This window comes from Pseudoalteromonas sp. H71 (assembly GCF_001468485.1).
GTDB lineage: Bacteria > Pseudomonadota > Gammaproteobacteria > Enterobacterales > Alteromonadaceae > Pseudoalteromonas.
In genome coordinates this window covers 39,185-64,480 of sequence record NZ_LODI01000002.1, presented here as the reverse complement: position 1 = coordinate 64,480, position 25,296 = coordinate 39,185, and the positions used below count along the sequence as shown (strand labels likewise).

The 25,296-nt window shown below is 41.3% G+C and carries 24 protein-coding genes and 1 tRNA gene; 7 read left to right on the top strand and 18 right to left on the bottom strand.

Going from position 1 to position 25,296, the window contains the following annotated elements:
• Nucleotides 1–5 precede the first annotated feature (5 nt).
• The 11 genes from ybeD to leuS all read right to left on the bottom strand — a co-directional run bounded on the left by ybeD (nt 6) and on the right by leuS (nt 11,138).
• On the bottom strand, nt 6–284 hold the full coding sequence (ybeD, locus tag ATS71_RS02445; RefSeq protein WP_006793392.1) for a DUF493 family protein YbeD: 279 nt from the start codon (nt 282–284) through the stop codon (nt 6–8).
• Between the two features lie 178 nt (nt 285–462).
• Complete coding sequence (locus ATS71_RS02440) at nt 463–1,623, bottom strand: serine hydrolase (protein ID WP_058403557.1); 1,161 nt, start codon at nt 1,621–1,623, stop codon at nt 463–465.
• Nucleotides 1,624–1,723: 100 nt separating this feature from the next.
• Entirely contained in the window at nt 1,724–2,488 is a 765-nt protein-coding gene (locus tag ATS71_RS02435) for a septal ring lytic transglycosylase RlpA family protein (protein ID WP_058403386.1), read from the bottom strand.
• Nucleotides 2,488–3,594: a rod shape-determining protein RodA gene (rodA, locus tag ATS71_RS02430; RefSeq protein ID WP_058403385.1), complete on the bottom strand. Its 1,107-nt coding sequence runs from the start codon at nt 3,592–3,594 to the stop codon at nt 2,488–2,490. Before rodA ends, ATS71_RS02435 begins: the two co-directional genes overlap by 1 nt.
• On the bottom strand, nt 3,591–5,471 hold the full coding sequence (gene mrdA, locus ATS71_RS02425; RefSeq protein ID WP_058403384.1) for a penicillin-binding protein 2: 1,881 nt from the start codon (nt 5,469–5,471) through the stop codon (nt 3,591–3,593). The genes rodA and mrdA overlap by 4 nt, the downstream gene beginning before the upstream one ends.
• Before the next feature lie 8 nt (nt 5,472–5,479).
• On the bottom strand, nt 5,480–5,950 hold the full coding sequence (gene rlmH / locus ATS71_RS02420) for a 23S rRNA (pseudouridine(1915)-N(3))-methyltransferase RlmH (protein WP_058403383.1): 471 nt from the start codon (nt 5,948–5,950) through the stop codon (nt 5,480–5,482).
• A 37-nt stretch (nt 5,951–5,987) separates the two neighbouring features.
• Nucleotides 5,988–6,305 (bottom strand): ribosome silencing factor, encoded by a 318-nt coding sequence (rsfS, locus tag ATS71_RS02415; RefSeq protein WP_006793397.1) that lies wholly within the window; start codon nt 6,303–6,305, stop codon nt 5,988–5,990.
• A gap of 54 nt (nt 6,306–6,359) precedes the next feature.
• The gene (gene nadD / locus ATS71_RS02410) at nt 6,360–6,995 is read right to left on the bottom strand and encodes a nicotinate-nucleotide adenylyltransferase (protein ID WP_058403382.1); all 636 of its coding nucleotides are present in this window, start codon (nt 6,993–6,995) and stop codon (nt 6,360–6,362) included.
• 24 nt (nt 6,996–7,019) lie between these two features.
• The gene (gene holA, locus ATS71_RS02405; protein ID WP_058403381.1) at nt 7,020–8,057 is read right to left on the bottom strand and encodes a DNA polymerase III subunit delta; all 1,038 of its coding nucleotides are present in this window, start codon (nt 8,055–8,057) and stop codon (nt 7,020–7,022) included.
• Entirely contained in the window at nt 8,057–8,548 is a 492-nt protein-coding gene (locus ATS71_RS02400) for an LPS-assembly lipoprotein LptE (RefSeq protein WP_058403380.1), read from the bottom strand. Before ATS71_RS02400 ends, holA begins: the two co-directional genes overlap by 1 nt.
• 1 nt (nt 8,549) lies before the next feature.
• Nucleotides 8,550–11,138, bottom strand: a complete 2,589-nt coding sequence (gene leuS / locus ATS71_RS02395; protein ID WP_058403379.1) for a leucine--tRNA ligase — start codon at nt 11,136–11,138, stop codon at nt 8,550–8,552.
• Between the two features lie 290 nt (nt 11,139–11,428).
• Here leuS and ATS71_RS02390 point away from each other — a divergent pair, with 290 nt between their 5' ends.
• The 3 genes from ATS71_RS02390 (at nt 11,429) to ATS71_RS02380 (ending at nt 14,881) form a co-directional block, all read left to right on the top strand.
• The gene (locus ATS71_RS02390; RefSeq protein WP_010555995.1) at nt 11,429–11,887 is read left to right on the top strand and encodes a zinc ribbon-containing protein; all 459 of its coding nucleotides are present in this window, start codon (nt 11,429–11,431) and stop codon (nt 11,885–11,887) included.
• A gap of 76 nt (nt 11,888–11,963) precedes the next feature.
• A complete protein-coding gene (locus tag ATS71_RS02385; RefSeq protein ID WP_235591399.1) occupies nt 11,964–14,408 on the top strand; it encodes a Lon protease family protein in 2,445 nt (814 codons plus the stop codon).
• On the top strand, nt 14,405–14,881 hold the full coding sequence (locus tag ATS71_RS02380; RefSeq protein ID WP_058403378.1) for an FKBP-type peptidyl-prolyl cis-trans isomerase: 477 nt from the start codon (nt 14,405–14,407) through the stop codon (nt 14,879–14,881). Before ATS71_RS02385 ends, ATS71_RS02380 begins: the two co-directional genes overlap by 4 nt.
• Nucleotides 14,882–14,930: 49 nt before the next feature.
• On the opposite strand, the gene ATS71_RS02375 is transcribed toward ATS71_RS02380, so the two are convergent.
• Nucleotides 14,931–15,455 (bottom strand): CIA30 family protein, encoded by a 525-nt coding sequence (locus tag ATS71_RS02375; protein ID WP_058403377.1) that lies wholly within the window; start codon nt 15,453–15,455, stop codon nt 14,931–14,933.
• A gap of 220 nt (nt 15,456–15,675) precedes the next feature.
• Between ATS71_RS02375 and ATS71_RS02370 the strand changes: the two genes are divergently transcribed.
• The 3 genes from ATS71_RS02370 to ATS71_RS02360 are packed head-to-tail and all read left to right on the top strand — an operon-like array spanning nt 15,676 to nt 18,122.
• Nucleotides 15,676–16,686 (top strand): RDD family protein, encoded by a 1,011-nt coding sequence (locus ATS71_RS02370; protein ID WP_058403376.1) that lies wholly within the window; start codon nt 15,676–15,678, stop codon nt 16,684–16,686.
• Nucleotides 16,687–16,727: 41 nt separating this feature from the next.
• Complete coding sequence (locus ATS71_RS02365) at nt 16,728–17,576, top strand: alpha/beta hydrolase (protein WP_058403375.1); 849 nt, start codon at nt 16,728–16,730, stop codon at nt 17,574–17,576.
• A 54-nt stretch (nt 17,577–17,630) separates the two neighbouring features.
• Nucleotides 17,631–18,122, top strand: coding sequence for a hypothetical protein (locus ATS71_RS02360; protein ID WP_058403374.1), 492 nt, complete (start codon nt 17,631–17,633; stop codon nt 18,120–18,122).
• Between the two features lie 66 nt (nt 18,123–18,188).
• Here the strand turns inward: ATS71_RS02360 and lnt are convergent, their stop codons facing one another.
• The 5 genes from lnt to miaB are packed head-to-tail and all read right to left on the bottom strand — an operon-like array spanning nt 18,189 to nt 23,648.
• The gene (gene lnt / locus ATS71_RS02355; protein ID WP_058403373.1) at nt 18,189–19,739 is read right to left on the bottom strand and encodes an apolipoprotein N-acyltransferase; all 1,551 of its coding nucleotides are present in this window, start codon (nt 19,737–19,739) and stop codon (nt 18,189–18,191) included.
• Complete coding sequence (gene corC / locus ATS71_RS02350) at nt 19,720–20,604, bottom strand: CNNM family magnesium/cobalt transport protein CorC (protein WP_058403372.1); 885 nt, start codon at nt 20,602–20,604, stop codon at nt 19,720–19,722. Before corC ends, lnt begins: the two co-directional genes overlap by 20 nt.
• Before the next feature lie 22 nt (nt 20,605–20,626).
• Nucleotides 20,627–21,085 carry an rRNA maturation RNase YbeY gene (gene ybeY / locus ATS71_RS02345; protein WP_058403371.1) on the bottom strand — a complete coding sequence of 153 codons (459 nt, stop codon included), beginning with the start codon at nt 21,083–21,085 and terminating at the stop codon, nt 20,627–20,629.
• A 4-nt stretch (nt 21,086–21,089) separates the two neighbouring features.
• On the bottom strand, nt 21,090–22,148 hold the full coding sequence (locus tag ATS71_RS02340; protein WP_058403370.1) for a PhoH family protein: 1,059 nt from the start codon (nt 22,146–22,148) through the stop codon (nt 21,090–21,092).
• A 51-nt stretch (nt 22,149–22,199) separates the two neighbouring features.
• The gene (miaB, locus tag ATS71_RS02335; protein WP_058403369.1) at nt 22,200–23,648 is read right to left on the bottom strand and encodes a tRNA (N6-isopentenyl adenosine(37)-C2)-methylthiotransferase MiaB; all 1,449 of its coding nucleotides are present in this window, start codon (nt 23,646–23,648) and stop codon (nt 22,200–22,202) included.
• Nucleotides 23,649–23,892: 244 nt separating this feature from the next.
• Here miaB and ATS71_RS02330 point away from each other — a divergent pair, with 244 nt between their 5' ends.
• Complete coding sequence (locus ATS71_RS02330; protein WP_058403555.1) at nt 23,893–25,074, top strand: FAD-dependent monooxygenase; 1,182 nt, start codon at nt 23,893–23,895, stop codon at nt 25,072–25,074.
• Nucleotides 25,075–25,219: 145 nt separating this feature from the next.
• Here the strand turns inward: ATS71_RS02330 and ATS71_RS02325 are convergent.
• Nucleotides 25,220–25,294: transfer RNA gene (locus ATS71_RS02325), tRNA-Gln, on the bottom strand.
• Nucleotides 25,295–25,296 lie beyond the last annotated feature (2 nt).

Below are 25,296 nucleotides of genomic sequence, written 5' to 3'. Positions count from 1 at the left end.
ATGGCTTAAAGCATGTGACGTACGTCATCGATATTGCTGATCACGTTGTAAATTTCTTCAATGTGCTTCCCGCTTGTAACCGTAGCCACTAGCGTTACAGACTCATAATTACCTTTACTGCTTGGCTTTACTTTTGGTGCGTAATCACCCGGAGCAATAGGTTGTAATTTTGCTAATATTTGATCTGTTAAATTAACATTGGCTAAACCCATAATTTTAAATGTAAATGGGCAAGGGTACTCTAGGTACTCATCAAATTTAGTATTTTTAACTGGTTGAACCACGATAGTGACTCCTCATACAAAAGTGTGAACTCTATGTAAAGCTCGAAGCTTAATACAGATAGGCGTTTAGCAGTGTTGCATATATGGGGCGCATTCTAGCATTTTTCAAGCAAAAAAAAACGCCTCATAACAGAGGCGCTTTTTTTACAACCCAGCAACTGTGGGTTTATATTTACGTTTACATTATTTGTAAGCGTAAATAGTCGTAGATTTTGCTAAAGAAGCTGCCTTCTTCCACTTCTTCAAGTGTTACTAGTGGGTATTGTGCAATGTCTTCACCCTCTAGTTGCAAGAACAAGGTGCCTACTTTAGTGCCTTTGGCTAGTGGGGCTTCAAGTGTATTGTCTAATTCAAAGTTAGCCTTTAGGTTTTTATGCTGACCGCGTGGAATAGTAATAGGTGTATCTTCTAAAATGCCTAACGATACATTTTCTTTGTTACCCATCCAAATGCGCTGCTCTGCAAAGCTGTCGCCCGCTTTGTAAGGTGTAATTGTTTCAAAAAAGCGAAAGCCGTAGTTAAGTAGTTTTTTGCTTTCTACTTTACGAGCGCGCTCGCTTGATGTACCCATAACAACAGCAATTAAGCGCATACCATTTTTAGTGGCTGAGGTAACAAGGCTGTAACCAGCTTCAGAAGTATGGCCTGTTTTTATGCCGTCAACGTCTAGGCTTTCATCCCATAATAACGAGTTACGGTTATATTGTTTAATACCGTTGTAGGTGTATGATTTTTCTTTGTAGATAGCATATTCTTCAGGTACATCTCTGATAAGTGCTGCGCTTAATGTGGCCATATCACGAGGTGTTGTGTAGTGCTCGTCTGTATCTAACCCGTGGCTGTTAATAAAGTGGCTATTACTCATACCTAATTTAGCGGCATGTGCATTCATTAAGTCGGCAAAAGCACTCTCACTGCCTGCTATGTGCTCCGACATAGCAACACAGGCGTCGTTCCCTGATTGAATAATAATGCCATGATTGAGCTCATCAACACTAATTTGTTTACCCACTTCAATAAACATTTTTGAAGATTCTGGGAAGTTTTTTGCCCATGCTTTTTCGCTAATTGTAACCATATCTGTAGGGGCTATGTTACCTACTTTAATTTCTGTACCAATTACATAACTGGTCATCATTTTAGTTAAGCTTGCTGGCGCAAGTTTAGTATCGGCTTCGCCCTCTGCAATAACCTTACCGGTTGTAAAGTCGACTAAAAAATAACCCTTTGCATTAACTTGAGGTGGTGCCGGAATGATTTGGGCGCTGGCTGAAAATACGGCGGCTGAACAAACTAAGCCACATACACCTTTGAGGATTTTATGTTTAATTGATTTCATCATACTCATTAATGGTTAAAGTTAAAAATTCGCGTTATGCCATTCTATACCCAAACACCCCTGAGATGCGAGCCTCGTTGGGCTAGTTTGGGTATTTGTCTTACTGAGTGTAAAGCAAGAACGCGTTTTGAAATTGATCTTGTTTTAATTTTTTTAATACTTTTTCTGCGTGCTGCGCGTTTTTTATTGGCCCTAAATGCAGTCTATAAATAGTGTCTTTCTTAACAATATTTGTCGGTAATTTGTATTGTTGGCGTAAACGCTGTGCAAGGGCTTCAATATTTGCCAATGTGCTGCCAGCAGCCACTTGAATATACGTTTTATTAGCTGCAGAGCTAGGAAGCGTAACCGCTTCAAGCTTAACCTTTGCTGTACCATGTTTGTAATAGCCAAGCTTGTATGCGGCTGCATAGGAAAGGTCAATAATTCTGTCGTCGTGAAAAGGCCCACGGTCGTTTACGCGTACAATGACTGACTTACCATTTTGCGTGTTTGTAACACGAACAAAACTAGGCAAAGGTAATGTTTTATGCGCCGCGGTCATGGCAAACATATCGTATATTTCACCATTTGAAGTGTGGTAGCCGTGAAATTTTCGGCCATACCACGATGCAATGCCTTCTTCTTTATAACCTGTTTCGTCAAGCATAGGGGTGTAACGTTTACCGAGTACCTCGTAGGGGCGAGAAGCACTGGCACTTTTTTGCACCTCGGTAACTATAGCGTCTTGCATTTCAAGCGCAGTTGGCGCACGCAGGGGGGCTGAATCATGACGCATGTGGTAACGCCCACTCGAACCACTGCTACAGGCACTGACAGTAATAGCGAGTAAAATGGTTATGAGAGTCTGAGCGTAACGTTGCATTATTTTAAAAGCATCCTTTTATCTGTTGCTATCGACATAATAATACCAAAGCCAGCCATTAGCGTAATCATCGATGTGCCACCATAACTTATCAGAGGCAATGGCACGCCTACAACAGGTAGTAGTCCCGATACCATGCCAATGTTTACAAATATATAAACAAAAAAAGTTAAGGTTAGTGCGCCTGCTAACAGCTTTCCAAACGCGTCTTGTGCATTTACTGCAATATACAAGCTGCGGCCAATAATAAACAAGTACAAGCTAAGTAAAACGCAAACACCAAATAAGCCAAACTCCTCACTTAATACCGAAAAAATAAAATCGGTATGGCGCTCTGGTAAAAACTCAAGTTGTGACTGTGTACCTTGCAACCAGCCTTTACCTTCAACGCCACCAGAACCAATGGCTATTTTAGATTGAATAATATGATAACCTGAGCCAAGTGGATCGCTCTCAGGATCTAAGAATGTCAGTACGCGTTGGCGTTGATAAGCATGCATACCGTATTGCCAAAATGGCCAAGCTGCTAAGGCAACGGCCGCGCTTAAAAAGCTAATTAGTCGCCAGCTCAACCCAGATAAAAAAAGTACAAATATGCCAGAGCTTGCAATTAGTATTGATGTTCCTAAATCTGGCTGCTCTTTGATTAATAATGTAGGCAGCATTACTATCGCAAAGCCGAAAATTAAGTGTAGTGGTCGAGGTGGTAAATGTTTGCGACCAATATACCAAGCTACCATCATAGGTACTGCTAGCTTCATTAGTTCAGAGGGTTGAAAGCGGGTTATACCTAAATCAAGCCAACGTTGTGCGCCTTTAGAGCTCACGCCAAATAACAACACACCAACCAGCATTAATAATCCAACGCAGTACATAGGTATAGTGAGCCTTTTAAGTGTAGCAGGGGGGATTTGTGCAAGTACTATCATGGCAATGATGGCCACACCCATCCGCGTCATGTGCCTTATCATCATGGCTGATTCTTGGCCACTTGCGCTGTACACAACCGTTATGCTTCCAGCCATCATGAGTAAAATAGCAATAAGTAAAGGCAAGTCTAAGTGCATACGCATCCAAATAGAGCGCTTGTCATGCAGGGCGGTCATAGGGTGTTATTCCTTGCCAGTTCAACAGGGTTAGCAGCAAAGTAATAATCCATTAACTGCCTGGCAATAGGCGCGCCAACCGTGCTGCCACCACCATTATTTTCAACAACAATAGACACAACTATTTGAGGGTTATTGTAAGGTGCAAACCCCACATAAATGGCATTATCGCGTTGTCGTTCTTTTAGTGATTCTGCATCGTACTTTTCACCCTGTGCAATGCTCACAACTTGTGCTGTGCCAGTTTTGCCTGCTGGATCGTAATTTACACCTTTAAATGCTTTATGAGCGGTGCCTGTTACCTTGGTTACGGTATTGTGCATAGCATCAATAGCTATACGCCAATTGTCTGGGTTGTTTAACACAACGGGTGGTTTTTCTTCATTATTTATTTGGGTTACATCGTCCTCTTTTTTAGCCACTTGCGCTAAGTGGGGAGGATGATTAATCCCTTTGTTAACGAGTATGTTGGTTGCGTTAGCTATTTGAATGGGTGTTGCGGTCCAATATCCTTGGCCAATGCCTACAGAAATTGTATCGCCAGGCCACCAAGACTCTTTAAATCTGTTTTCTTTCCATTCTTTTGAAGGCAATATGGCGGTGGTTTCTTCGTGTATATCTATACCCGATAGATCACCAAAACCAAAGTTCGCCATAAAATTACTGATTTTTGTAATGCCTAATCGGTATGCAGTATCGTAAAAGTATGTATCGCATGACTCTTCAATAGCTTTGTATACATCTACATGGCCGTGCCCCCAGCGCTTCCAGTCACGCCATTTATGCTCTACGTTTCGTATTTCAAAAAAACCGGGGTCCCACATAGTTGTCCCTTCCGTTACCATGTTTTCTTCAAGTGCTAAAATAGCCATATGCGGTTTAATGGTAGATGCTGGAGCATATCGGCCTTGGGTGGCTCTATTAATTAGTGGGCGATCTGGGTTTAGAAGTGCTTTATAATTTTTACTACTAATACCGTGTACAAATAAATTTGGGTCATAGCTTGGGTTTGAGTATAGCGCAAGTATGCCGCCATCTTTTGCGTCCATAACGACAACCGCACCGCGCATATCCTTAAGTGCATGTTGGGCTATTTGTTGAAGGCCAATATCGAGCGTTAACACTAAATCACTACCTGGCTGCGGGGGGAGCATGCTCAGGGTACGAATAACACGACCTCGGTTATTTACCTCTACACGTTGCGAACCAACTTGGCCATGCAAGAGTTGCTCATAGTATTTTTCAATACCAAGTTTGCCAATATCGTGGGTTGCACGATAGTTAGTGGCTTGCTGTTCTTGTTCGAGTTTGTTTAGCTCTTTTCGGTTTAGCTTTGCCACATAGCCTAGTGCATGAGTCAGTGTGTCGCCGTACGGGTAATAACGGGCTAAACGGGCTTCTATACTAAAACCGGGGAATTTATGTTGGTTTACCGAAAATGTAGCAACGTCGGCTTCATCAAGGCGCGCTTTAAGTACTTGTGATTTAAAACGGCGCGTGTTTTTTATATCTTTTAGAAAGTCTTGTTTTTCTTGCTCTGTAATAGCGATTAGGTGGCTTACTTGTTCAAGTGATTCTTCAAGGTTGTCAACATCCTCGGGGATCACCTCAAGATTGTAAACGGGTTTATTTTCGGCAAGCAGTACACCGTTTCGGTCGTAAATTAAGCCGCGATTAGGTGCAATAGGAATAACTTTAATTCGGTTGTCGTTAGAGCGGGTTTGGTAATCTTGGTGGTCTTTTACTTGAATATTGTAAAGGTTAGTAATTAAAACAGCCACTAGCCCCAGTACAAAAACAAAACCCACAAACGCTCTCCGCGCAAATAAATTAGCTTCAGCAGAGTGGTCACGAATAGTGGGTCTTTTTTTTAACATGGCAAGCGTTACTCGCGATGATAAGGATGATTGTTATTTAAGCTCCAGCCTCTGTAAAGGCTCTCTGCTACAATAATGCGCACCAAAGGATGTGGTAATGTTAAATTTGATAACGACCATTTTTGCTCCGATGCAGCTATACATTCTGGAGCAAGTCCCTCTGGGCCGCCAATAAGTAAGCTTACATCGCGGCCATCGAGTAGCCATTTTTCCATGTTTTTAGCAAGTTGGTGAGTATCCAGCGCTTTGCCAGTAACCTCTAGTGTAACAATACGATTGCCTTTAGGAATAGCGGCTAATGTTTTTTCGCCCTCAATGTGTAAAATACGCTTTATATCTGCATTTTTGCCACGTTTACCGGCGGGTATTTCAATTAGCTCTAAAGCCATATCCTTGGGAAAACGGCGCTGATATTCAGCAAATCCCGTTTCTACCCACGCTGGCATTTTTGTGCCAACAGCAATCATTTGTATTTTCACGAATAACTTCCAAGCGTTGCTTTTAATAAGTGGGTGGTTAGCCCCACAGTTTTTCTAGATCGTAATAGCTACGTGCTTCAGTTTGCATCACGTGTACAACCACATCACCTAAATCAACCAGTGCCCATTCGCCGTCATTTTCGCCTTCATAGCCTAGCGGCTCTGAATCTGCATGACGTGCTTCTTTTGCTAAGTGGTCGGCGATTGATTGAACGTGGCGCTTAGACGTGCCAGTACAAATTACCATGTAATCGGTAATGTCTGATTTATCAGTTACGTCTATGTCAACGATGTCACGGGCTTTCATATCGTCAATTTTATCCATTGCAAAGGCGAGTAGTTGTTTTGAATCCAAGGTTTTGTCTCAATATAAAATTTAATGGCGCATATTTTAACACGCTAGGCATTTTTAAGCATCAATTTGATAAAGCTGATGCATTTGTATGTAATGACTCACTGCATCAGGCAATAGTTCATTCTTTTTGTTACTTTTTTTAAGGTCATCACGAATAGTACTAGAGGCCGCATCAAGCATTTTACCGGGTAAAAAATAAAGTTTGCCGCCAGAATGCTTTAAAACACTAGCAGGGTCTTCCACTAGAGCCTGTTGCATGTATGCTTTGAGTTTGCCAGTAACATGGCACTGTTGTAATGGTCGTTGATACACCACAATATGGCAAAGCTCAGTAATTGCCTCCCATTCAAACCATTTATCAAGTGTATTAAATGAATCCATACCGATTAAAAATAATATAGGCTCATTAGGGTGTTCACTTCGAAGCTCTTGCAGGCTAAGTAATGAATACGACGGCCCCTTACGATTTAGCTCTCTTAAATCGAGTGCAAAATGAGGGAACGATTTTATAGCTGCATTGAGCATATTAACACGATGCTCTGTGCTTATACCGGGTGCCGCTTTATGAGCTGGTAGCGCGCAAGGCATAAAATACAAAGTGCTTAAATTAAATGCGCTTACACATTGCTGTGCCATATTAATATGGCCCAGATGAACGGGGTCGAAGGTGCCACCAAAAATAGCAATCATTTTATTGTCCAACAGGTTAAGCGATTAATTAAGGCTGTGACACGGCATAGGAATTTCGAGCGGTTGACAAAACTTAATACAAATATGTGCAAGTGCTTGATAGGGAGCTATTAAATTGCCTTGTTTGTAGCTTGCATCAAATAAAGCAACGTCACTGTTTATTTGCTCAAGCACAGCAATGTTTAGGCGATTAACGGCACTTTGTACAGGCCCTTGTTGATTTTTCCAAATGGCGTTTTGTTTAAATAAGTTGGCGATTGGCTCACCATTTAACAATCCTAGTTGCACATTCAACAAGGTGTTGAGTTCTTTTGTAATTGCCCACAATATACTCACTACTTCGGTGTTATCACGGGCTAATTTGTTTAACACTTTAATCGCTTGTTTAGCGTGACCATTTAATAAAGCATCGCTTAAATCAAAAATATCAAATTTGGCTTGATTTAATAGCCCTTGCATAACCAATTGCTGGGTAATAAGTGCATTGCCGTGGAGTAAAGAAAGCTTTTCGAGTTCCTGAAAACACGCTAATAAATTACCTTCTGTTGCATTGATAAGGCTTAATTTGGCATCGTTTTGCATGTTAAGAGCCAAGCGCTGGCATTGCTCATCAAGCCATCGTTTCACATGCGAGCCTGTAAGAGGGTAACAAGGTACAAATACCCCTTGTTTGTCGAGCGCTTTAAACCATGCCCCACGTTGTACTTCTTGGCTGGCTTTAGCACCTTTAATAATTAGTATTGTGTCTGGGTTAACAAGCTCAACTACACGCTTAAAGGTATTACTACCAATGACTCCGGGCTTTTGCTGGTTTAGATCAAACTCAACAATAGTGCGAGCGCTAAATAACGACATACTTTGATATTGCGCGATTATTTCCTGCCAATCAAACCCTTGCATTAAAGTAAATTTAATAACTTCATCAAAGCCTTGTTCTTTGGCGGCATCGCGTATTTTTTGTACGCATTGCGCTTCTTGAAAAGGTTCTTCGCCAAACACTAAGTAAAAAGGTTTTAAGCCTTTTTTTAATTCGTTGGGTAATTGATTAGCGTAACAGCGCATTACAGTTGCGACAGCTCTCTAACAATGCGGCGACTTGCTTGCTTACGAATTTCGTTAATTAGTAGCTCTAGCTCTTTTGCTTTTGCAAGGGCGTTATCGGGGTCGTCTTGATAATTTCGGTATAGTTCAAAGCGCTTTTCTATTGCATCTTTATTGGGATGTTTTAGAACATACGATACGCCATAGGCAAGTTCGTATTCAGCAACCTGACCATTTTTAAATAACGACAATGTTTGGCGTTCTATGGTTTCTTTACGTAAATACAGTTGCGCTACGTTTTTAGATGACGAGGTAAACTCGACTCCACTTGCTAACAGCTCTTTTTGTAGCTGTTCAAATAACGCTGATTTTTCATCATCGCCAATGAGCGTTATTACTTTTAAGTTATCAGGCAGGCTTGACGCTTGTTTTAAGTGAAATCCACAGCTAGACAACAAAAAACAGACTAGCGCTAAGGCTAGTCCGTTTTTAATGGCGTTAAATAAAGCCATATTAGTTAGCAACTACGTTAAGTAATTTACCTGGCACGTAAATAATTTTACGAATGGTTGCGCCATCCGTAAATTTAGTTACGTTAGCTTCTGCAAAAGCCAGTGCTTCTACTTGCTCTTGCGTTGCATCCGCTGCCACAGTTAACTTAGCGCGAAGTTTACCGTTTACTTGAACGATGATGAGCTTTTCATCTTCAACAAGGGCTGATTCGTCAACCGTTGGCCATGCAGCATCTAAAATGTTGCCTTCTTTACCTAGCTCTTGCCACAATTCGTGAGATAAATGCGGCGTAATAGGGGCAAGCATAATCACAAGCGCTTCAAGTGCTTCATTTGCAATGGCAATGTCTTGTGCATCGTTAAGTGGCGCTTTAATTAACTTGTTAGATAGCTCCATGATGGCAGCAATCGCTGTATTAAACGTTTGACGGCGTTCAACATCATCACTTACTTTTGCAATGGCTTTATGTAGTTCGCGGCGAAGTACTTTTTGCGGGTTAGACAAAGCCGATTTATCAAGTGCTTGGTAGCCAACAGTTTTAACGTCTACCGCGTATTTCCATACTCGTTTTAAGAAGCGATGCGCGCCTTCTACACCTGAGTCTGACCATTCAAGTGTTTGCTCTGGTGGTGCGGTAAACATCATGAATAAACGCACTGTATCTGCACCGTATTGGGCAATGACTTGTTGTGGGTCTATTCCGTTGTTTTTAGACTTAGACATTTTGCTCATGCCTGATGAGAATACTGGCTCACCGTCGTCTTTATGCCATGCTTTAGTTACGCGGCCTTTTTCGTCAGTTTCGGTTTCTACATCGCTCGGTGAAATCCAAATGTCACCACCTTTCTCATCTTTACGGTAGAACGTTTCGGCAAGTACCATACCTTGACAAAGTAAGCGATCAAACGGTTCGTCTGAATTTACTAAACCAAAGTCACGTAATAATTTATGGAAAAAGCGCGAGTACAATAAGTGTAAAATTGCATGCTCAATACCACCAATATATTGGTTTACTGGTAACCAGTAGTTAGCCGCTGCAGGGTCTAACATGCCTTCATCGTAGCGCGGGCTACAGTAACGTGCGTAATACCAAGACGATTCCATAAAAGTATCAAAGGTATCAGTTTCGTGAGTAGCAGGTACGCCGTTTACTGTGGTTTTAGCCCACTCTGGATCTGCTTTAATTGGCGATGTAACACCATTCATTACCACGTCTTCTGGTAAGCGAACTGGTAGCATATCTTCTGTTGCAGCAAGTTCTTGGCCGTCTTCATCGCTAAGCATTGGGATTGGTGAACCCCAGTAACGCTGGCGGCTAACCCCCCAATCACGTAGACGGAAGTTAACTTTACGCTCACCCACACCTAGCGCCTCTAGTTTGTCGGCAATCGCATTAAACGCTGCTGAAAAGTCTAACCCGTCAAATTCACCAGAGTTTACTAATACACCTTTTTCAGTGAATGCTTCTTGCTCTAGGTTTACTTCAAGGTCTGAGCCTTCAACTGGCGCAATAACTTGTTTGATATCTAAGCCGTATGCATTTGCAAATTCAAAGTCACGTTGGTCGTGTGCAGGTACTGCCATCACCGCACCAGAGCCATAATGCATAAGTACAAAGTTAGCTACCCAAATAGGCACTTGCTCGCCTGTTAATGGGTGAGTGGCGTAAAAGCCAGTTGCAATGCCTTTCTTTTCCATGGTTGCCATGTCTGCTTCGGCTACTTTGGTGTTTTTGCATTCTTCAACAAACATTGCAATTGCATCGCTGTTTTTAGCGGCTTCTTGTGCAATAGGGTGGCCACCTGCAACGGCTAGGTAAGTTACACCCATAAAGGTATCTGGGCGCGTAGTGTATACGCTAAACTTTTCGTTGTTATCAGTACGTGTAAATTCTATGTCTAACCCTTCAGAGCGACCAATCCAGTTGCGCTGCATGGTTTTAACTTGTTCAGGCCAGTCTTCTAACTTGTCTAAATCGTCTAAAAGCTCTTGAGCGTAGTCGGTAATTTTAATAAACCACTGCGGAATTTCTTTTTGCTCAACCACAGCGCCTGAGCGCCAACCACGGCCGTCAATTACTTGCTCGTTTGCAAGTACAGTTTGATCAACCGGATCCCAGTTAACCGTTGACATTTTTTTATACACTAGGCCTTTTTCGTAAAGCTTAGTGAAAAACCACTGCTCCCATTTGTAATACTCTGGGTGACAAGTCGCAATTTCACGGTCCCAGTCGTAACCAAAACCTAATTGTTTAAGTTGGGTACGCATGTAATCAATATTTTCGTAGGTCCATTTTGCAGGCGCTGTTTTGTTTTTAATAGCTGCGTTTTCTGCTGGTAAACCAAACGCATCCCAACCCATCGGCTGCATTACGTTTTTGCCTTGCAAACGTTGGAAACGAGAAACAACATCACCAATGGTGTAGTTACGCACATGACCCATATGCAGTCGACCACTCGGATAAGGGAACATAGAAAGACAGTAATACTTTTCTTTGCTCTCATCTTCAGTGACTTTAAATACTTGGTTTTCTTCCCAGTAGCTTTGTACTTTTGACTCTATATCTTGCGGGTTATATTGCTCTTGCATCTACGATTCCAGACTTCTTGCAAACTAATAAAAAATTGCCGATAGGATAACCCAAATAAAGTGCTATTCACAGCGTCAAAAACACCGTTTTGCTAAATTCTAACCTTCAGGTCAGGTTAACCTATACTTATCTATGTTAAACGTTAGGCGTGTTGACCTTTGTGGATTGAAATTTGCTCAGTTTAGAGTTCTCTAACCACACTATAAGATGTCACTTAGTGGTCTGAGTAATTATTAACAAATATTGCGTCAACCCAACTCGTTTATTAGCAATTTTGAAGGAGTTCATAATGGCAGATTATAAAGCATGGCTTAGTGATTTAAGCGCGTGGCTAAAAGACATAAAAGATCACGAGGTAAAAGATGCGGTAACTCGTTTTGTTGAATCAGAGCAAGCACTTAAAAATTTAGGTGAAGAAAAGTATCAGCTTTACCGCAATTACCTAAAGCGTGATATAGAGCACCTTAGCGAGAACGACTCCCACTACAACTCGCTTGCATGGCAAGAGCTTAAAGAGTCTTTATGGTTCGAGCTTTCGCATATAGAAGACAAAACTCAGCTGGAATGGCAATCTCTAAACCAAGATTTTAAACACAATGGGGTGTATCACGCAGGCGAATGGATAGCCATGGGCACATTAGTATGTAAGAATTGCACTCATAGTTATGATGTTTATCACGCGACACAAATTTTACCGTGTATTGAGTGTGATGGAATCTATTTTAGTCGTAAGGCGCTGCACCCTTAAGCATATGTATTAAGTGGCTGCTGGCCACTTAATACGCCCAAAGCCAGCGATTATGCTGGTACATAAAGAAGTTAGAATGACGAAAAAACTGCTGCCACTACCTGTATCAACGCTTGCACCTAGTATTTCTGCTAATCACGTACTGACGTGCATGAATAACCCCTATCCAGAGCAGCTCAATTTTATTGGGCAACAACGTGCACAAAGCGCGCTCGACTTTTCGCTTGGAATGGAATTACCTGGTTACAACGTATACGTTATGGGCGAAGCTGCACATGGGCGTTATACATTAGTAAAAGACAAGCTAAAACAACATGCTAAAGGTCGAGTAACGCCAAACGAATGGTTGTATGTTAACAACTACGACGACCACCGCGAGCCGATAGCGCTGTTTATGCAAGCAGGGCAAAGCAAGCAGTTAAGTGACGACATAGACTCGTTTTTAGACGAGGTACTCGATACATTTCCAGCCGCATTTGATAACCCTGCTTATCAACGTAAGAAAAAGTCAATTGATCGTGAGTTTAATGATGCTTACGACAGCGCAATTACCGCTGTTGAAGTAGCGGCACTTGAACAAAGCGTTGCACTGGTTGAAGAAAAAAGCTCAGTGGGGTTTGCGCCACTAATAGATGGCAAGCAATTGAGCGATAGCGAATTTGCAGAGTTAGAAGATGAGTTACGCGAAGCGTTTTTTGAGAAAATAGAAAAACTAGAAGATGCGTTAATTGAAGCGCTGATAGAGCTGCCACGCTGGAAACGCGAATCAAAAGAAAAACTCCGTAATCTTAAAAAGTCGACCGCTGAGCAAGCAACAAAACCGCTACTAAAAGACTTAGAACATAAATACGCCACCCATATTGGTGTACTTCGTTACTTAAAAGACATACGTGTAGAAATTATAGATGCTGTACTTGAATGGCTCGATGACGAAGACGAAAGCGAAGAAAATAAAGAAGACTTTGATCGTAAAGGTATGCTTACTGACTTTTTTGCACCCAATATTTTAGTTGAGTTTAAGGAAGACGATGCAGCGCCTGTGGTATACGAGCCCAACCCCACCTTTGGCAATTTATTTGGCAAAATAGAGTATGCCACTTCACAAGGTACACTAATCACCAGCTACCGCTCAATTCAGCCCGGTGCATTACACCGTGCAAATGGCGGTTACTTAATAATGGATGCTGAAAAAGTAATGGCTAACCCGCAAGTATGGGATGGGTTAAAGCTATCGCTTAAAATGCACCAGATTAAAAACGATTTGCCGTATCAAGACAGCACAGTAGGTACGAGTTTTACGCTTCGCCCACAATTGATCCCGCTTGATGTAAAAATTATTTTATTAGGCTCGCGCGATTTGTATTACACCATAGGTGAATACGATGAAGAATTTGCTGAGTTATTTAGGGTGCTAGCCGACTTTGATTACTACCTACCAAGTAGCGATAAGTTACAGTATCAGTTTATTACTAAGGTGACTGAGTACTGCGAAAAAACCCTCAAGTGCACTACAACGCAAGCGGCTATGGTGAGGTTACTTAAATTTAGTTATCGCCAAGCTGAGCATCATAATAAGCTCTCAGCGCGTTTTGCTGATGTGTTAGAGCTGGTGGCTGAGGCAAGTTATTACGCAAAACAAGATACGCTAACGGTTATTGATGCGCACCATATTGATGAAGCCATTGAGGGTAAGCAATATCGCACCGGTCAAATTAGTGAAAATATGCTCAGTGATATCAAAGAAGGCCACACGTTAATTGCTACAACGGGTCAAGCCATTGGTAAAGTAAATGGTTTAACGGTATTGCATATTGGTGATACGTCGTTTGGTACACCGGCGCGAATTACCGCCACGGTATACGCCGGCGCCGATGGCGTAATAGACGTAGAGCGCGAAGCAGAGCTGGGTAAAGCTATTCACTCTAAAGGCGTGATGTTACTTACCGGTTATTTAGGTAATAAATATGCCCAGCAGTTTAGCCTTACGCTCAGCGCAAATATCGCAATAGAGCAAAGCTATGGCTACATAGACGGCGATAGCGCCTCGTTAGCTGAGCTTTGCGCGTTAATTTCGGCTATTACAAGCTTACCAATAAGCCAATCAATTGCGCTTACCGGCTCTATAAACCAACATGGCGATGTACAAGCTATCGGTGGTGTAAACGAGAAAATAGAAGGCTTTTTTAAGTTGTGTAAAATGCGTGGTTTAACAGGTGAGCAAGGCGTTATTATTCCTAAATCAAACCAAGTAAACTTAGTGCTAGATGACGAAATACTCAACGCCGTAGAGCAAGGTAAATTTAACATATACGCCGTAGAGACGGTGGATCAGGCGTTAAACTTACTGATGGATATTGAAGCAGGCGACCTCATCGACGATGAATACCCTGAAAATTCAGTAAATGGCATCGCACTTGCGCGTCTAAAGGAGATTGCTGATATTGTTAATGGCGACAACGAAGACGATGCAGATGATGAGTTAGAAAATGAAAAACCAGAAGATGAAAAAGGGGAGTTATGATCAACATTATTTTGGCAGTTGTCATCGCCATTTTGTGCGTTTTAATATTTAAAAACAGTAAAAAGGCCAAACAACAGGCGATTGCTAATGCGCAAATTGAAAGCGACTATTTAGTAGCAAACGCTAAAGTAGACGGTGTACTTGAGACTGCCTCTGGCTTGCAATACAAAGTATTGCACAAAGGAGAAAACAGCAACACGCCCAGTTCAACAAGTATGGTCAATGTGCATTACCACGGTACGCTTATCGACGGCACCGTGTTTGATAGCTCAGTAGAGCGCAAATCACCGATTAGTTTTGGTTTGCACCAAGTTATTAAAGGGTGGACCGAAGGGCTTCAATTAATGAGTCCGGGTGATAAATTTCAGTTTTATATACCGCATCAACTAGCTTATGGCGAAAAGCGGGTAGGGAGTATTCCGCCTGCATCACTGCTTATTTTTGAAGTAGAACTACTTGCAATAGAGTCATAAATATACGGTACTTGCTCACTTTGAACCGATTTAGAGTGAGCAAGTTATACTAATCTGCAAATTCAATATGTGCTATTTCAAGTTTAAATTTCCCCGCTTGCTTTCCTGCAATCATAAAACCAAGTTGCTTAATATCATTAAAATCAATTTCTGGTTGCTCTGTTAGCGTACGCCCACGAAAAGTAAGTGTAAAATCACTTGGTGTAAAATTAACGTTAGTCCACTCATTTTCTATTGTTTTAAATGAGTGTGTATACGCAGGCCCGTCAAGGTAGTTAGATGTACGCAGCCTTAGTTGATAGGTTTGCCCATCACCTTTAACACGTAAATTAATAGTACGTGTGTTTTGGCTTTGTATATTTAGCTCAGTGCGGATAGAAGCAAACCCTCCGTTATTTTCGAGCGATACATTACCTTCAAATATCAAAGCATCTTTTGTATGACTTACTTGGCTATTAGATACACCGCCCATAACCGAATCGTTGACCACATACCAACGCTGATTGGCGTTTACTTCTGCGCTCAGCAGCAAAGCATTAAATACAAAAACAGATGATAGTTGTTTGGTGGTCATTGGGTTGCTCCTAAAGGCTTTGGTTAACTAATACGATTAAATACATGAATTGTTCACTTAATATAAAACTAATTTATTAACAATATTCTAGAGCTTGTAAACTTTCAGAATAAAAATTTTTATTCTGAGAGATAAACTGGCCTTGGTTTGAATTAGCTTGAGCAAAAAATAAAAAGCGCGTAAGTTAACCGCGTTACCTATTTTAATAACAAGAATTAAAATGAAAGCAAAAGAAATAGAACAATTAGCGCTATCTAAAACCGAAACTCGAGAAGTCATCACCCCTTACGCGTTTAAAATTGATAACGCCCTACTAGGTTTACCTTTAGCAACGCCAATAAAGCGAGCTATAGCAATAGTAATCGATGTAGCCTTAATATTTATGGCTGCAAAGCTTAGCGCGACTTTAATTGCCTTTGTTGCGGCTATGGCATTCTATAAAGGGACGGCACAACAATACCTTCCTAAAATGTCGAGTGTGTGGCGAAGAATATTAAAAATAGCAGCCGCCGGTATTTTATTTGTAAGCGCTCTTGCGGTGCTTTCAATTGGCATAGATTATCTAGAAGGCGATAGCGTCGATCAAGCCTTAACCGCTCAGGGCCTAAAAATCCAGGATGAGATTAAGCTTACCTCCACAGAAAAGCAGCACGTAAATACTTTTTTTGTGCAAACAGCAGACGAACGTTGTGAGCAACCTTGTCAGCAAAATGCACTTGATAATTTGATAGGGCAAGTACCCAAATTAGCAGACATGGACGACCTACAAAACCCACAACTTGCTAAAGCACTATTACAATTATTAGTGCTCAGTGAGGATAACGAAATAAAACCTTTGCAGTTATTAGAAGAAAAACCGGCACAAACAACTACACACAGTATTTTGCAGTGGGGCAAAGGTATTATTCAAGACTTAGGTTTGGGTTTTGGTTGGGCTGCTGTTTACTTTACGCTATTCTCATTACTTTGGCGTGGTCAAACTCCCGGGAAAAAGGTGTGCAACATACGTGTTGTTGCCTTAAATGGCGAACCACTAGGCTTGCTGGATTGTTTTGGCCGATACGGCGGTTACGGTGCAGGTTTTGCCACTGGGCTATTAGGGTTCATGCAGATATATTGGGATCCGCACAGGCAAGCTATTCAAGATAAAATATCAGCGACTGTGGTTATTCAAGGCAGTGTGAATCAAGTTGTAAATGTGCAAACGGTAGAAGAGACTATAAAAAGTTAATTTTGCTTTTATTACAAGGATGGTTATGAAATCTTTATTAATTGTATTTATTAATTGTATTTATTAATCTGTATTTTATTTCGTTTGCGTATTCGTCAGAAAATATTGTGTTAGCCAAGGCGCATCAGCTTAAGTCTGTTATTTTAGGTGAGCAACGCAGCTTTAGTGTTTATTTACCGCCCAGCTATAATGAAAACTCTAATAAAGTATACCCAGTTATTTACTTGCTCGATGGTGACCAAACACATCTAAAAGCTGTCGCCGGGCTAGTAGAGGCACTTAGTACACAAAGGCTAGAGCAGCAAATAAAACAAGCAATTATAGTTGCTATTCCTAACAGCAAAAACGTAATAAGAGAGCGCGATTTTACCCCAACCAATGTTGATTGGACATTTAACGGTAAACTTCTAGAAAGGTTTGAAAATATTGGTAATGCTGCAAACTACAGTGCATTTTTTGAAAAAGAACTTATTCCACATGTTAATAAAACTTACCGCACATCAACTAAACGCGTATTAATTGGTGAGTCTTTTGGCGGCTTATTTGCAAGTTATGTACTTTTGACTAATCACACATTATTTACAGATTATTTAATAATTGATGCTACATATATCTGGGATAATAATTATCTAAACCGCTACTTTAAAAGTAACGAACTTGAAAACAAAGAGATGGCAGGGAATGTGTATTTTACCTTTGCAAATAATGCCGAAGCGTTTGGTGAGATTGGCAAAACAAATTACCAATGGGGTTTAGCGTTTGCAGAAAAGTTGAGCAATCACCGTAGTAAAAATTTAAAAGTAACACAGCGTTATTTTGAAAGCGAGACGCATGGCACCGTTGCTGCACTTAGTTGGTATTATGGGTTGAGAAAGTTACTAAGTAATTAGAGGTATACTTTTATGAAGTATAAAAATTGAAGGTAATACTTGAAAGGAAATGTTATGAGCGATGAAAAGTATGAATGGGTTTTAGCGCCCCATATGATTGAAACATCATATTTATATTTAAAGTCATCAGAGCTTATGTGGACCCACTCCATTAGTATTTCAATTGCTAACGCTGCGTTAGCCTTGGAGATATTATTTAAAAGCTTTAACTGTAAAGTAGTAAGCAATAACGGTTTAATAAACGAAAAATATCAATTTAACTCAAAGGTTCTCAATAAGAAAGAGAGTGCACATGATCTGGTGCATCTATTTAATGCGTTACCAAGTTCAATAAAGCACAAATTTTCATGTGACACCTTATTAACCTTGATAGAAAAATATCGATGTACATTTATAGAAAGTCGCTATATCTATGAGAAAAATGCAATTTTGGGGGGGACCTCTGCACTAATGGATATGACAGCTCAACTTATAGAGAAAACGATAGAGATTTACATCGAAAGAGGGTGTACGGATTTATGGATAAGAAGCTATCCTAATGTTTGAGGTCAGCTAAATATCCTTGGCAACATACAAACTGATAGCTGACTACTGACAGCTATCAACTTTATTTTATTTTCTAAACCTAACCCCAAATCCAACAACACCCATCAAAAACACAAAACTCCACACAAACACATTGCCGTATTGGCTGTACACACTGTCGCCTTGTATCAGCTTTACATCAGCTTTTAATATAGCGGCTTCAAACTGTGGCATGGTTTGTTGTGTGTGGCTTATTGGGTCGTATACAGCGCTTACCCCATTGTTGGTAACACGTACCAGCGGGCGTTGAAGTTCTAGGGCGCGCATGCGGGCAATTTGCATATGTTGCAAGGGCCCAATTGATTGACCAAACCATGCATCATTACTTACGGTAAAAAGTAGATCTGAGTTGCTTTTGTAGTTACCGCGTACTAAATCAGCAAACACTATTTCGTAGCAAATAGCGGGTAGTAAGTTAAAACCATTAGCGCGTAAGTTGTTTTGTTCTCTATCGCCTCGGGTAAACGACGACATAGGTAAATCAAACAAAGGCGCGATAGGGCGCAGAAAATCTTGAAACGGTACAAACTCACCAATCGGTAGTAACTGGTGTTTTTGATAGCGATTTTTACCTAAGTATTGATAGTGGCCATGTTCGTCGCCACGCTCTTTGTTACCCAGTACTATCAGTGTATTAAATATGGTTTTAGTATCGATTTGGTAGTCGACAATACCTGTAATAAGGGCGGTTTCATTGAATGATGCAGCGCTATCAAGCCCAGCTAAGTAGCTATCGGCAAGGGCTTCTATTTCAGGAACTGCTGCTTCTGGCCATACAATTAAGTCAGCATCCCAATGTGGGCGTGTCATGTCTTGGTATTTACTCATGGTGGTCCAAAACTCGCTAGGCTCAAAGCGAAGGTGCTGCTTTATATTGCCTTGCACCATTAAGGTTGACATTGATTTACCAGAGTACTCAATTGTGCTTGTTGCGCGCGAACCAATGCATAAAACAGTAAATATGATGAGTGTAACAAGCGGGGTCTTTATGTCTTTTTGCGTTAACCGATATAGGGCAAAGCCAATGGCAATACACACTAAGGTTAGCCCAAATTCACCAATATAAGGGGCCAGTATATTTAATGGCCCATCGGTTTGGGTATACCCAAAGCTTAACCACGGAAATCCGGTAAGGACTACTCCCCGTAAATATTCACTGATGGCAAAAAAGCAAATAAGCAGTAAACCGAAGCTATTTGAGCTGGTGGCAAAACGTGTTGTTAAATAAAACGCTAAGGCGGGGTAAAGCGCTAAATAGGCGCACAATAGCGCCATTAACGACAAAGAGGCTACAAGCGGCATACCGCCAAAGGTAGCAATAGAGACATGTACCCAACTAATACCTGCACCAAACCAGCCTAAACCAAATATAAAACCATATTTAGCGGCACTTTTAGCGTGGCGTTTTCCGGTGTTGTTGGGATTGATACAAAATATGACAGCTGCAATACTAATAAATGCAATAGGCCAAATTTCAAAAGGGGAGTAGCTAAAAGTTAAAATAAGGCCCGCAATAAATGCGAGCCATGATTTTATATCTTTTGCTAATAGGGTAAGTCTAGTTAGCAGTTTCTTCACTGTCGTTATCATCAGCCTTAGGTACGGTGACTTGCAGTTGCAAGATACGACGATTGTCGGCATTGGTTACTTTAAATTGGTAACCGTCTATGTCTATAGTTTCACCTCGGCTAGGCATATGACCAAATGCATGCAATACCGTGCCACCAATGGTGTCTGCCTCGTCTGTGCTATATCCTGTGCTGAAATGTTCGTTAAAGTCATCTACTGGCGTTAACGCCTGAACCACGTGTACGTGTTTAGCAAGTTGACGAATATCTTGTTGTTCTTCTTCTTCGTCATGCTCGTCTTCTATTTCGCCAACAATGGTTTCAAGAATATCTTCAATGGTTACTAGTCCCGATACACCGCCGTATTCATCAATGACAACAGCCATATGGTAGCGTTGCTGACGAAATTCATTAAGCAGGGTGTCAACACGTTTGCTCTCAGGTACGACCATGGCTGGGCGTAAATAATCACGAATTGAAGGTAAATGTTCGTCTTTGTTTAAGATAAGTGGAAGCAAATCTTTAGCAAGTAAAAAACCTTCTACGTGATCTTTGTCTTCAATCACCACAGGGAAGCGTGAGTGAGTTGAGTCGACCATCATGGGTATTAGCTCTTCAAGCGGGCTGTCGATCTCAAGAGTGACCATTTGTGAGCGCGGGATCATGATGTCTCGCACTTTAAGCTCAGACACGCTAAGCACACCTTCAATCATCTCTTTTGTTTCTGGATCGATTACGTCTCGTTCTTGCGCATCGGCAATCACTTCGACCAGCTCTTCTCTATTCTGGGGTTCCCCTTGCAGCATTTGGGTTATTCTACCCAACCACGTTTTGCCAGAAGAACCCTGGCTAGATTGCGAGTTACCGTCGCTCATTGCGTCTAATTGCTCCGTTAATTTAAATTTCGTCCCGATATGGGTCTGCTATATTTAGTTCTGCAAGTAATTGCTTTTCTATGCTTTCCATTTGCAGAGCGTCTTCACTCTTTATATGGTCAAATCCAAGTAAATGCAAGCACCCATGGATGACCATGTGGGCAAAGTGGTCATGAAATGACTTCTCTTGCTCCACTGCTTCAGCCAAAACAATGGCTGGGCAAATAACTAAATCACCAACAAGAGGGAGGTCTATTCCAGGTGGCGCTTCAAATTCAAACGACAACACGTTAGTGGGTTTATTTTTACCACGGTAATCGTTATTAAGCTGCTGTGATTGCGCTTCGTCGCTAATTACTATGGTGAGTTCTGACTCATCACGATATTGGCTTAAGGCTTTATCGGCCCACAAAGTAAATTGGGCTTCACTTGGGAGGTTGTCAAACTCACAGGCTATTTGTAAATCAAGTTCGGTCGTCAAAGTATTACTCTTTAGTAGTCGCGTTAAGTTGAGCAGCTAGCTCGTCTTTTGCTTTTTGCTTTTCAATTCGCTTTAGACGCTCGCTCTCATCGTTACGCTCGTATGCTTCAACAATACGCGCAACAACAGGATGGCGCACTACATCGTGTGCCTTAAAGTAGTTAAAACTAATTTCGTCTACATTGTCGAGCACTTCAATGGCATGGCGAAGACCCGAGCGTGTTCCGCGCGGTAAATCAACTTGTGTAATATCGCCGGTGATCACCGCTTTTGAGTTAAACCCTATACGGGTTAAAAACATTTTCATTTGTTCTGCGGTGGTGTTTTGGCTTTCATCTAAAATAATAAACGCATCATTTAATGTACGACCACGCATGTAAGCAAGTGGTGCCACTTCAATAATGTTTTTTTCTATGAGTTTTTCGACTTTTTCAAAGCCGAGCATTTCGAACAGTGCATCGTAAAGGGGGCGAAGGTATGGGTCAATTTTTTGGCTTAGGTCACCAGGTAAAAAACCGAGTTTTTCGCCGGCTTCTACTGCAGGGCGCGTTAATAAGATACGACGAATTTCTTGGCGTTCCAGTGCATCTACTGCAGCAGCTACTGCTAAATAGGTTTTACCTGTACCAGCAGGGCCTATACCAAACGTAATGTCGTGATTTAATATATTGGCGACGTAAAGGCCTTGGTTGTCGTTTCGTGGCTTAATAACACCACGGCGCGTTTTAATAACCATTTCTTTACCGTATGCACTATTTGAAGCATCTTGCTCTAGGGCTTTAGATTCAGTAATTGCTAAGTGAACACTATCGGGTTCTATTTCACCAATAACACCGCGTACAGGTTGAGTATCAACATAGAGATTTTTTAAGATTTCGACCGCAGAGGCACTATTGATTAATTTACCGGTTACTTTAAAAAAGTTATCGCGGTGAATAATTTCAACAGCGAGGCGACGTTCAATTTGTTTGATGTTTTCGTCAAACGGGCCACATAAAGAAGAAAGGCGTTTGTTATCGGCAGGTTCTAAATAAATCTCTAATGTTTTTAACTGATTACTCAAAATTGCTTCCTATAGAACGGCGCCAGTATTTACTGGCGCTGGGTATATTGACTAAGGAACGAAAGTAGCTACGCCAATTTCGTTAACAGTCTCTGGTTTTGGCTCATTGCTCGCTGCTTTGGTTAAAATAGCTGAAGGAGCGATATCACGTCGTAAGTTCATTTCTGATTCTGTACGAATTAAGTCACCACGTAAAGAGTTAGGCAGTGCTTCAGTGATACGTACATCAACGAACTGGCCGATCACCGTATGTGGGCCCACAAAGTTAACAACACGGTTATTTTCGGTTCGACCGCGTAATTCCATCGGGTTCTTTTTAGATGGACCTTCAACCAAAATACGCTGTTCTGTATCAAACATTTGACGGCTAATTTGCTGTGCCATTTGTGTAATACGGTTTTGTAACAGGTATAAGCGTTCTTTTTTCTCTTGCTCAGTTACATCGTCTGGTAAATCGGCCGCAGGCGTACCAGGGCGTGCGCTGTAAATAAAGCTAAAGCTCATATCAAAACCAATATCGTTTATAAGGTTCATAGTAGCTTCAAAGTCAGCTTTACTTTCACCCGGGAAACCGATAATGAAATCTGACGACATGCTTAAATTAGGGCGAATTTTACGCAGCTTGCGAATTGTTGATTTGTATTCAAGTGCGGTATGACCACGTTTCATTAAGTTTAAAATACGGTCTGAACCACTTTGCACTGGTAAGTGTAAGTGATCGACAAGCTCTGGCACATCAGCGTATACGTCGATGATGTCTGGCGTAAATTCTACTGGGTGTGAGGTGGTATAACGAATACGGTCAATGCCATCAATAGCTGCTATTAAACGAATTAAATCTGAGAAGTAGCAAATGTCGCCATCGTGAGTATCACCACGGTATGCGTTTACGTTTTGGCCTAATAGATTTACTTCGCGAACGCCTTGCTCTGCAAGTTGTGCCACTTCAAGAAGTACGTCATCAACTGGGCGGCTTACTTCTTCGCCTCGGGTGTAAGGTACAACACAAAAAGTACAGTATTTAGAACACCCTTCCATAATTGATACAAATGCACTTGGGCCTTCTGCTTTTGGCTCAGGTAGGCGGTCAAACTTTTCAATTTCTGGAAATGAAATATCAACAACCGATGAGCCTTTATTACCTTGCACTTGCTTAATCATTTCAGGTAAACGATGCAGTGTTTGAGGGCCAAAAATAACATCAACAAATGGTGCACGTTGGCGGATAGAGTCACCTTCTTGCGAGGCAACACAGCCGCCAACACCAATAACCAGCTCTGGTTTGTCGTCTTTTAACAGCTTCCAACGGCCTAATTGGTGAAATACTTTTTCTTGTGCTTTTTCACGAATTGAACAGGTGTTAAGTAAGATTACGTCGGCATCTGTTGCATCTTCAGTTAGCTGGTAGCCATTGGTGGCATCTAAAAGTTCAGCCATTTTCTGAGAGTCGTATTCGTTCATCTGACAACCCCAGGTTTTGATATGCAGCTTTTTGCTCATTGAAATTTAGCCTCGTGTTCAATTCGATAATGGCACAAATATGTGCTTGAAACAGAATTAAGGAGCAAGCTTGCTCACTTAAAGGACGCGTATTTTAGCTGGATACCCGCCCAGATCCAAGTATAGTTTTCATGTTTGTGATCTCAAATCAAACTCAGACGAGTTTAATAGCTTGATAGTTATATACTCTCGCACTAAAGCGGCGAGTTACGGTACAATAAAAATAGATTCACGTATTAATAAAATGATGAAAAACATGACTAAAAATAATGTGATAGTGGTTGGCGGCGGCATGGTTGGTGCGGCAATGGCAATAAAGTTAGCGCAACAAGGAAAGTCAGTGCGTATCATAGAAAAGCACCTAATAGATCCGCCTCATATTTTGAGTAATGACAAGGTTGATATAAGAGTGTCGGCTATTAATCGTTTTTCAGAAAACTTACTTGATGAGTTAGGGGCCATGCCCATTTTAAGAAAAGGCCGGATTGCACCATACCAACAGTTAGAAGCTTTCGAGCGCGGCGACGATAACTTGTTATTTGATTGTGCCGACATTAATACCTCGCATTTGGGCCACTTAATCGAAAACAGTTTAATACAAGCTAGTTTATGGGTGCAGTTTGAGCAGTACGATATTGAAGTCATCGAGCAAAAACAGGCTGTGAGTAAAATAGAGCAAAATGCTGACTCAATTACCTTGGTCTATGGCGAGCAACGTTATACCGCGAGCTTAGTAATTGCAGCCGACGGTGGACAATCGCAATTGCGAACTAAAGCAAATATTGGTGTAACTGGTTGGCAGTATCAGCAGCAGTGTATGGGGGTGCTGATTAAATTGGATGCACCTCAACAGGTTAAAACGTGGCAACAGTTTACGCCATCAGGGCCACTGGCTTTTCTACCTATGCAAGCACCTTATGCTAATTTAATTTGGTACGACGATGCAAATACCCTCAAGGCATTTAAAGACCTATCGCCTAGCGCATTAAAAGCCCATATTATTGAACAGTTTCCAAAGCTTGCTGGTGATTTTGAAGTACAAAGTCATGCTGTGTTTCCAATTACCCGCCAGCATGCAAATACGTATTCTAGTGGTCGTTTAGTATTAGTTGGTGATGCTGCGCATACCATTAATCCACTTGCCGGTCAGGGCGTTAATTTGGGTTTCCAAGACGTAGTCGCTTTAGCTACTGCATTGAACGATGCAAGCGACGTTGGTTGCGCGTTAACGCTGCAAGAGTACGAACGCACCCGTCGAAAGGCCAACTTATTAATGATGAGTATGATGGATGCTTGTTACTTTGGTTTTTCAAACCAAATAGCGCCGCTAAAATGGGCGCGTAGCCAATTTTTGAAAATGGCTAACAGTACTGGAGTGGTAAAAAACTGGGTATTAAAATATGCAATTAGCGGTGAAATTGGTTAGAAAACAGTAAAGTAATATAAAGGCTCTTTTATGAGTCTTTTTTTTTACGTGATAAGGCGACTAATTTATATGTTTTTAATTTTTACTTGATGTTTTTATGAAGTTTATGTGAGTGATGGGGAAATAGAGATAGCTTTTATAAAATTGGCTGGGATACCAGGATTTGAACCTGGGAATGCCAGGATCAAAACCTGGTGCCTTACCGCTTGGCGATATCCCAAC

What these genes read in the sequence shown, in the direction of transcription:
- ATS71_RS02440 (WP_058403557.1), bottom strand. Translation starts at nt 1,623, where the DNA reads ATGAAATCAATTAAACATAAAATCCTCAAAGGTGTATGTGGCTTAGTT.
- ATS71_RS02435 (WP_058403386.1), bottom strand. Translation starts at nt 2,488, where the DNA reads ATGCAACGTTACGCTCAGACTCTCATAACCATTTTACTCGCTATTACT.
- rodA (WP_058403385.1), bottom strand. Translation starts at nt 3,594, where the DNA reads ATGACCGCCCTGCATGACAAGCGCTCTATTTGGATGCGTATGCACTTA.
- mrdA (WP_058403384.1), bottom strand. Translation starts at nt 5,471, where the DNA reads ATGTTAAAAAAAAGACCCACTATTCGTGACCACTCTGCTGAAGCTAAT.
- nadD (WP_058403382.1), bottom strand. Translation starts at nt 6,995, where the DNA reads ATGATTGCTATTTTTGGTGGCACCTTCGACCCCGTTCATCTGGGCCAT.
- holA (WP_058403381.1), bottom strand. Translation starts at nt 8,057, where the DNA reads ATGCGCTGTTACGCTAATCAATTACCCAACGAATTAAAAAAAGGCTTA.
- ATS71_RS02400 (WP_058403380.1), bottom strand. Translation starts at nt 8,548, where the DNA reads ATGGCTTTATTTAACGCCATTAAAAACGGACTAGCCTTAGCGCTAGTC.
- leuS (WP_058403379.1), bottom strand. Translation starts at nt 11,138, where the DNA reads ATGCAAGAGCAATATAACCCGCAAGATATAGAGTCAAAAGTACAAAGC.
- ATS71_RS02390 (WP_010555995.1), top strand. Translation starts at nt 11,429, where the DNA reads ATGGCAGATTATAAAGCATGGCTTAGTGATTTAAGCGCGTGGCTAAAA.
- ATS71_RS02385 (WP_235591399.1), top strand. Translation starts at nt 11,964, where the DNA reads ATGACGAAAAAACTGCTGCCACTACCTGTATCAACGCTTGCACCTAGT.
- ATS71_RS02380 (WP_058403378.1), top strand. Translation starts at nt 14,405, where the DNA reads ATGATCAACATTATTTTGGCAGTTGTCATCGCCATTTTGTGCGTTTTA.
- ATS71_RS02375 (WP_058403377.1), bottom strand. Translation starts at nt 15,455, where the DNA reads ATGACCACCAAACAACTATCATCTGTTTTTGTATTTAATGCTTTGCTG.
- ATS71_RS02370 (WP_058403376.1), top strand. Translation starts at nt 15,676, where the DNA reads ATGAAAGCAAAAGAAATAGAACAATTAGCGCTATCTAAAACCGAAACT.
- ATS71_RS02360 (WP_058403374.1), top strand. Translation starts at nt 17,631, where the DNA reads ATGAGCGATGAAAAGTATGAATGGGTTTTAGCGCCCCATATGATTGAA.
- corC (WP_058403372.1), bottom strand. Translation starts at nt 20,604, where the DNA reads ATGAGCGACGGTAACTCGCAATCTAGCCAGGGTTCTTCTGGCAAAACG.
- miaB (WP_058403369.1), bottom strand. Translation starts at nt 23,648, where the DNA reads ATGAGCAAAAAGCTGCATATCAAAACCTGGGGTTGTCAGATGAACGAA.
- ATS71_RS02330 (WP_058403555.1), top strand. Translation starts at nt 23,893, where the DNA reads ATGATGAAAAACATGACTAAAAATAATGTGATAGTGGTTGGCGGCGGC.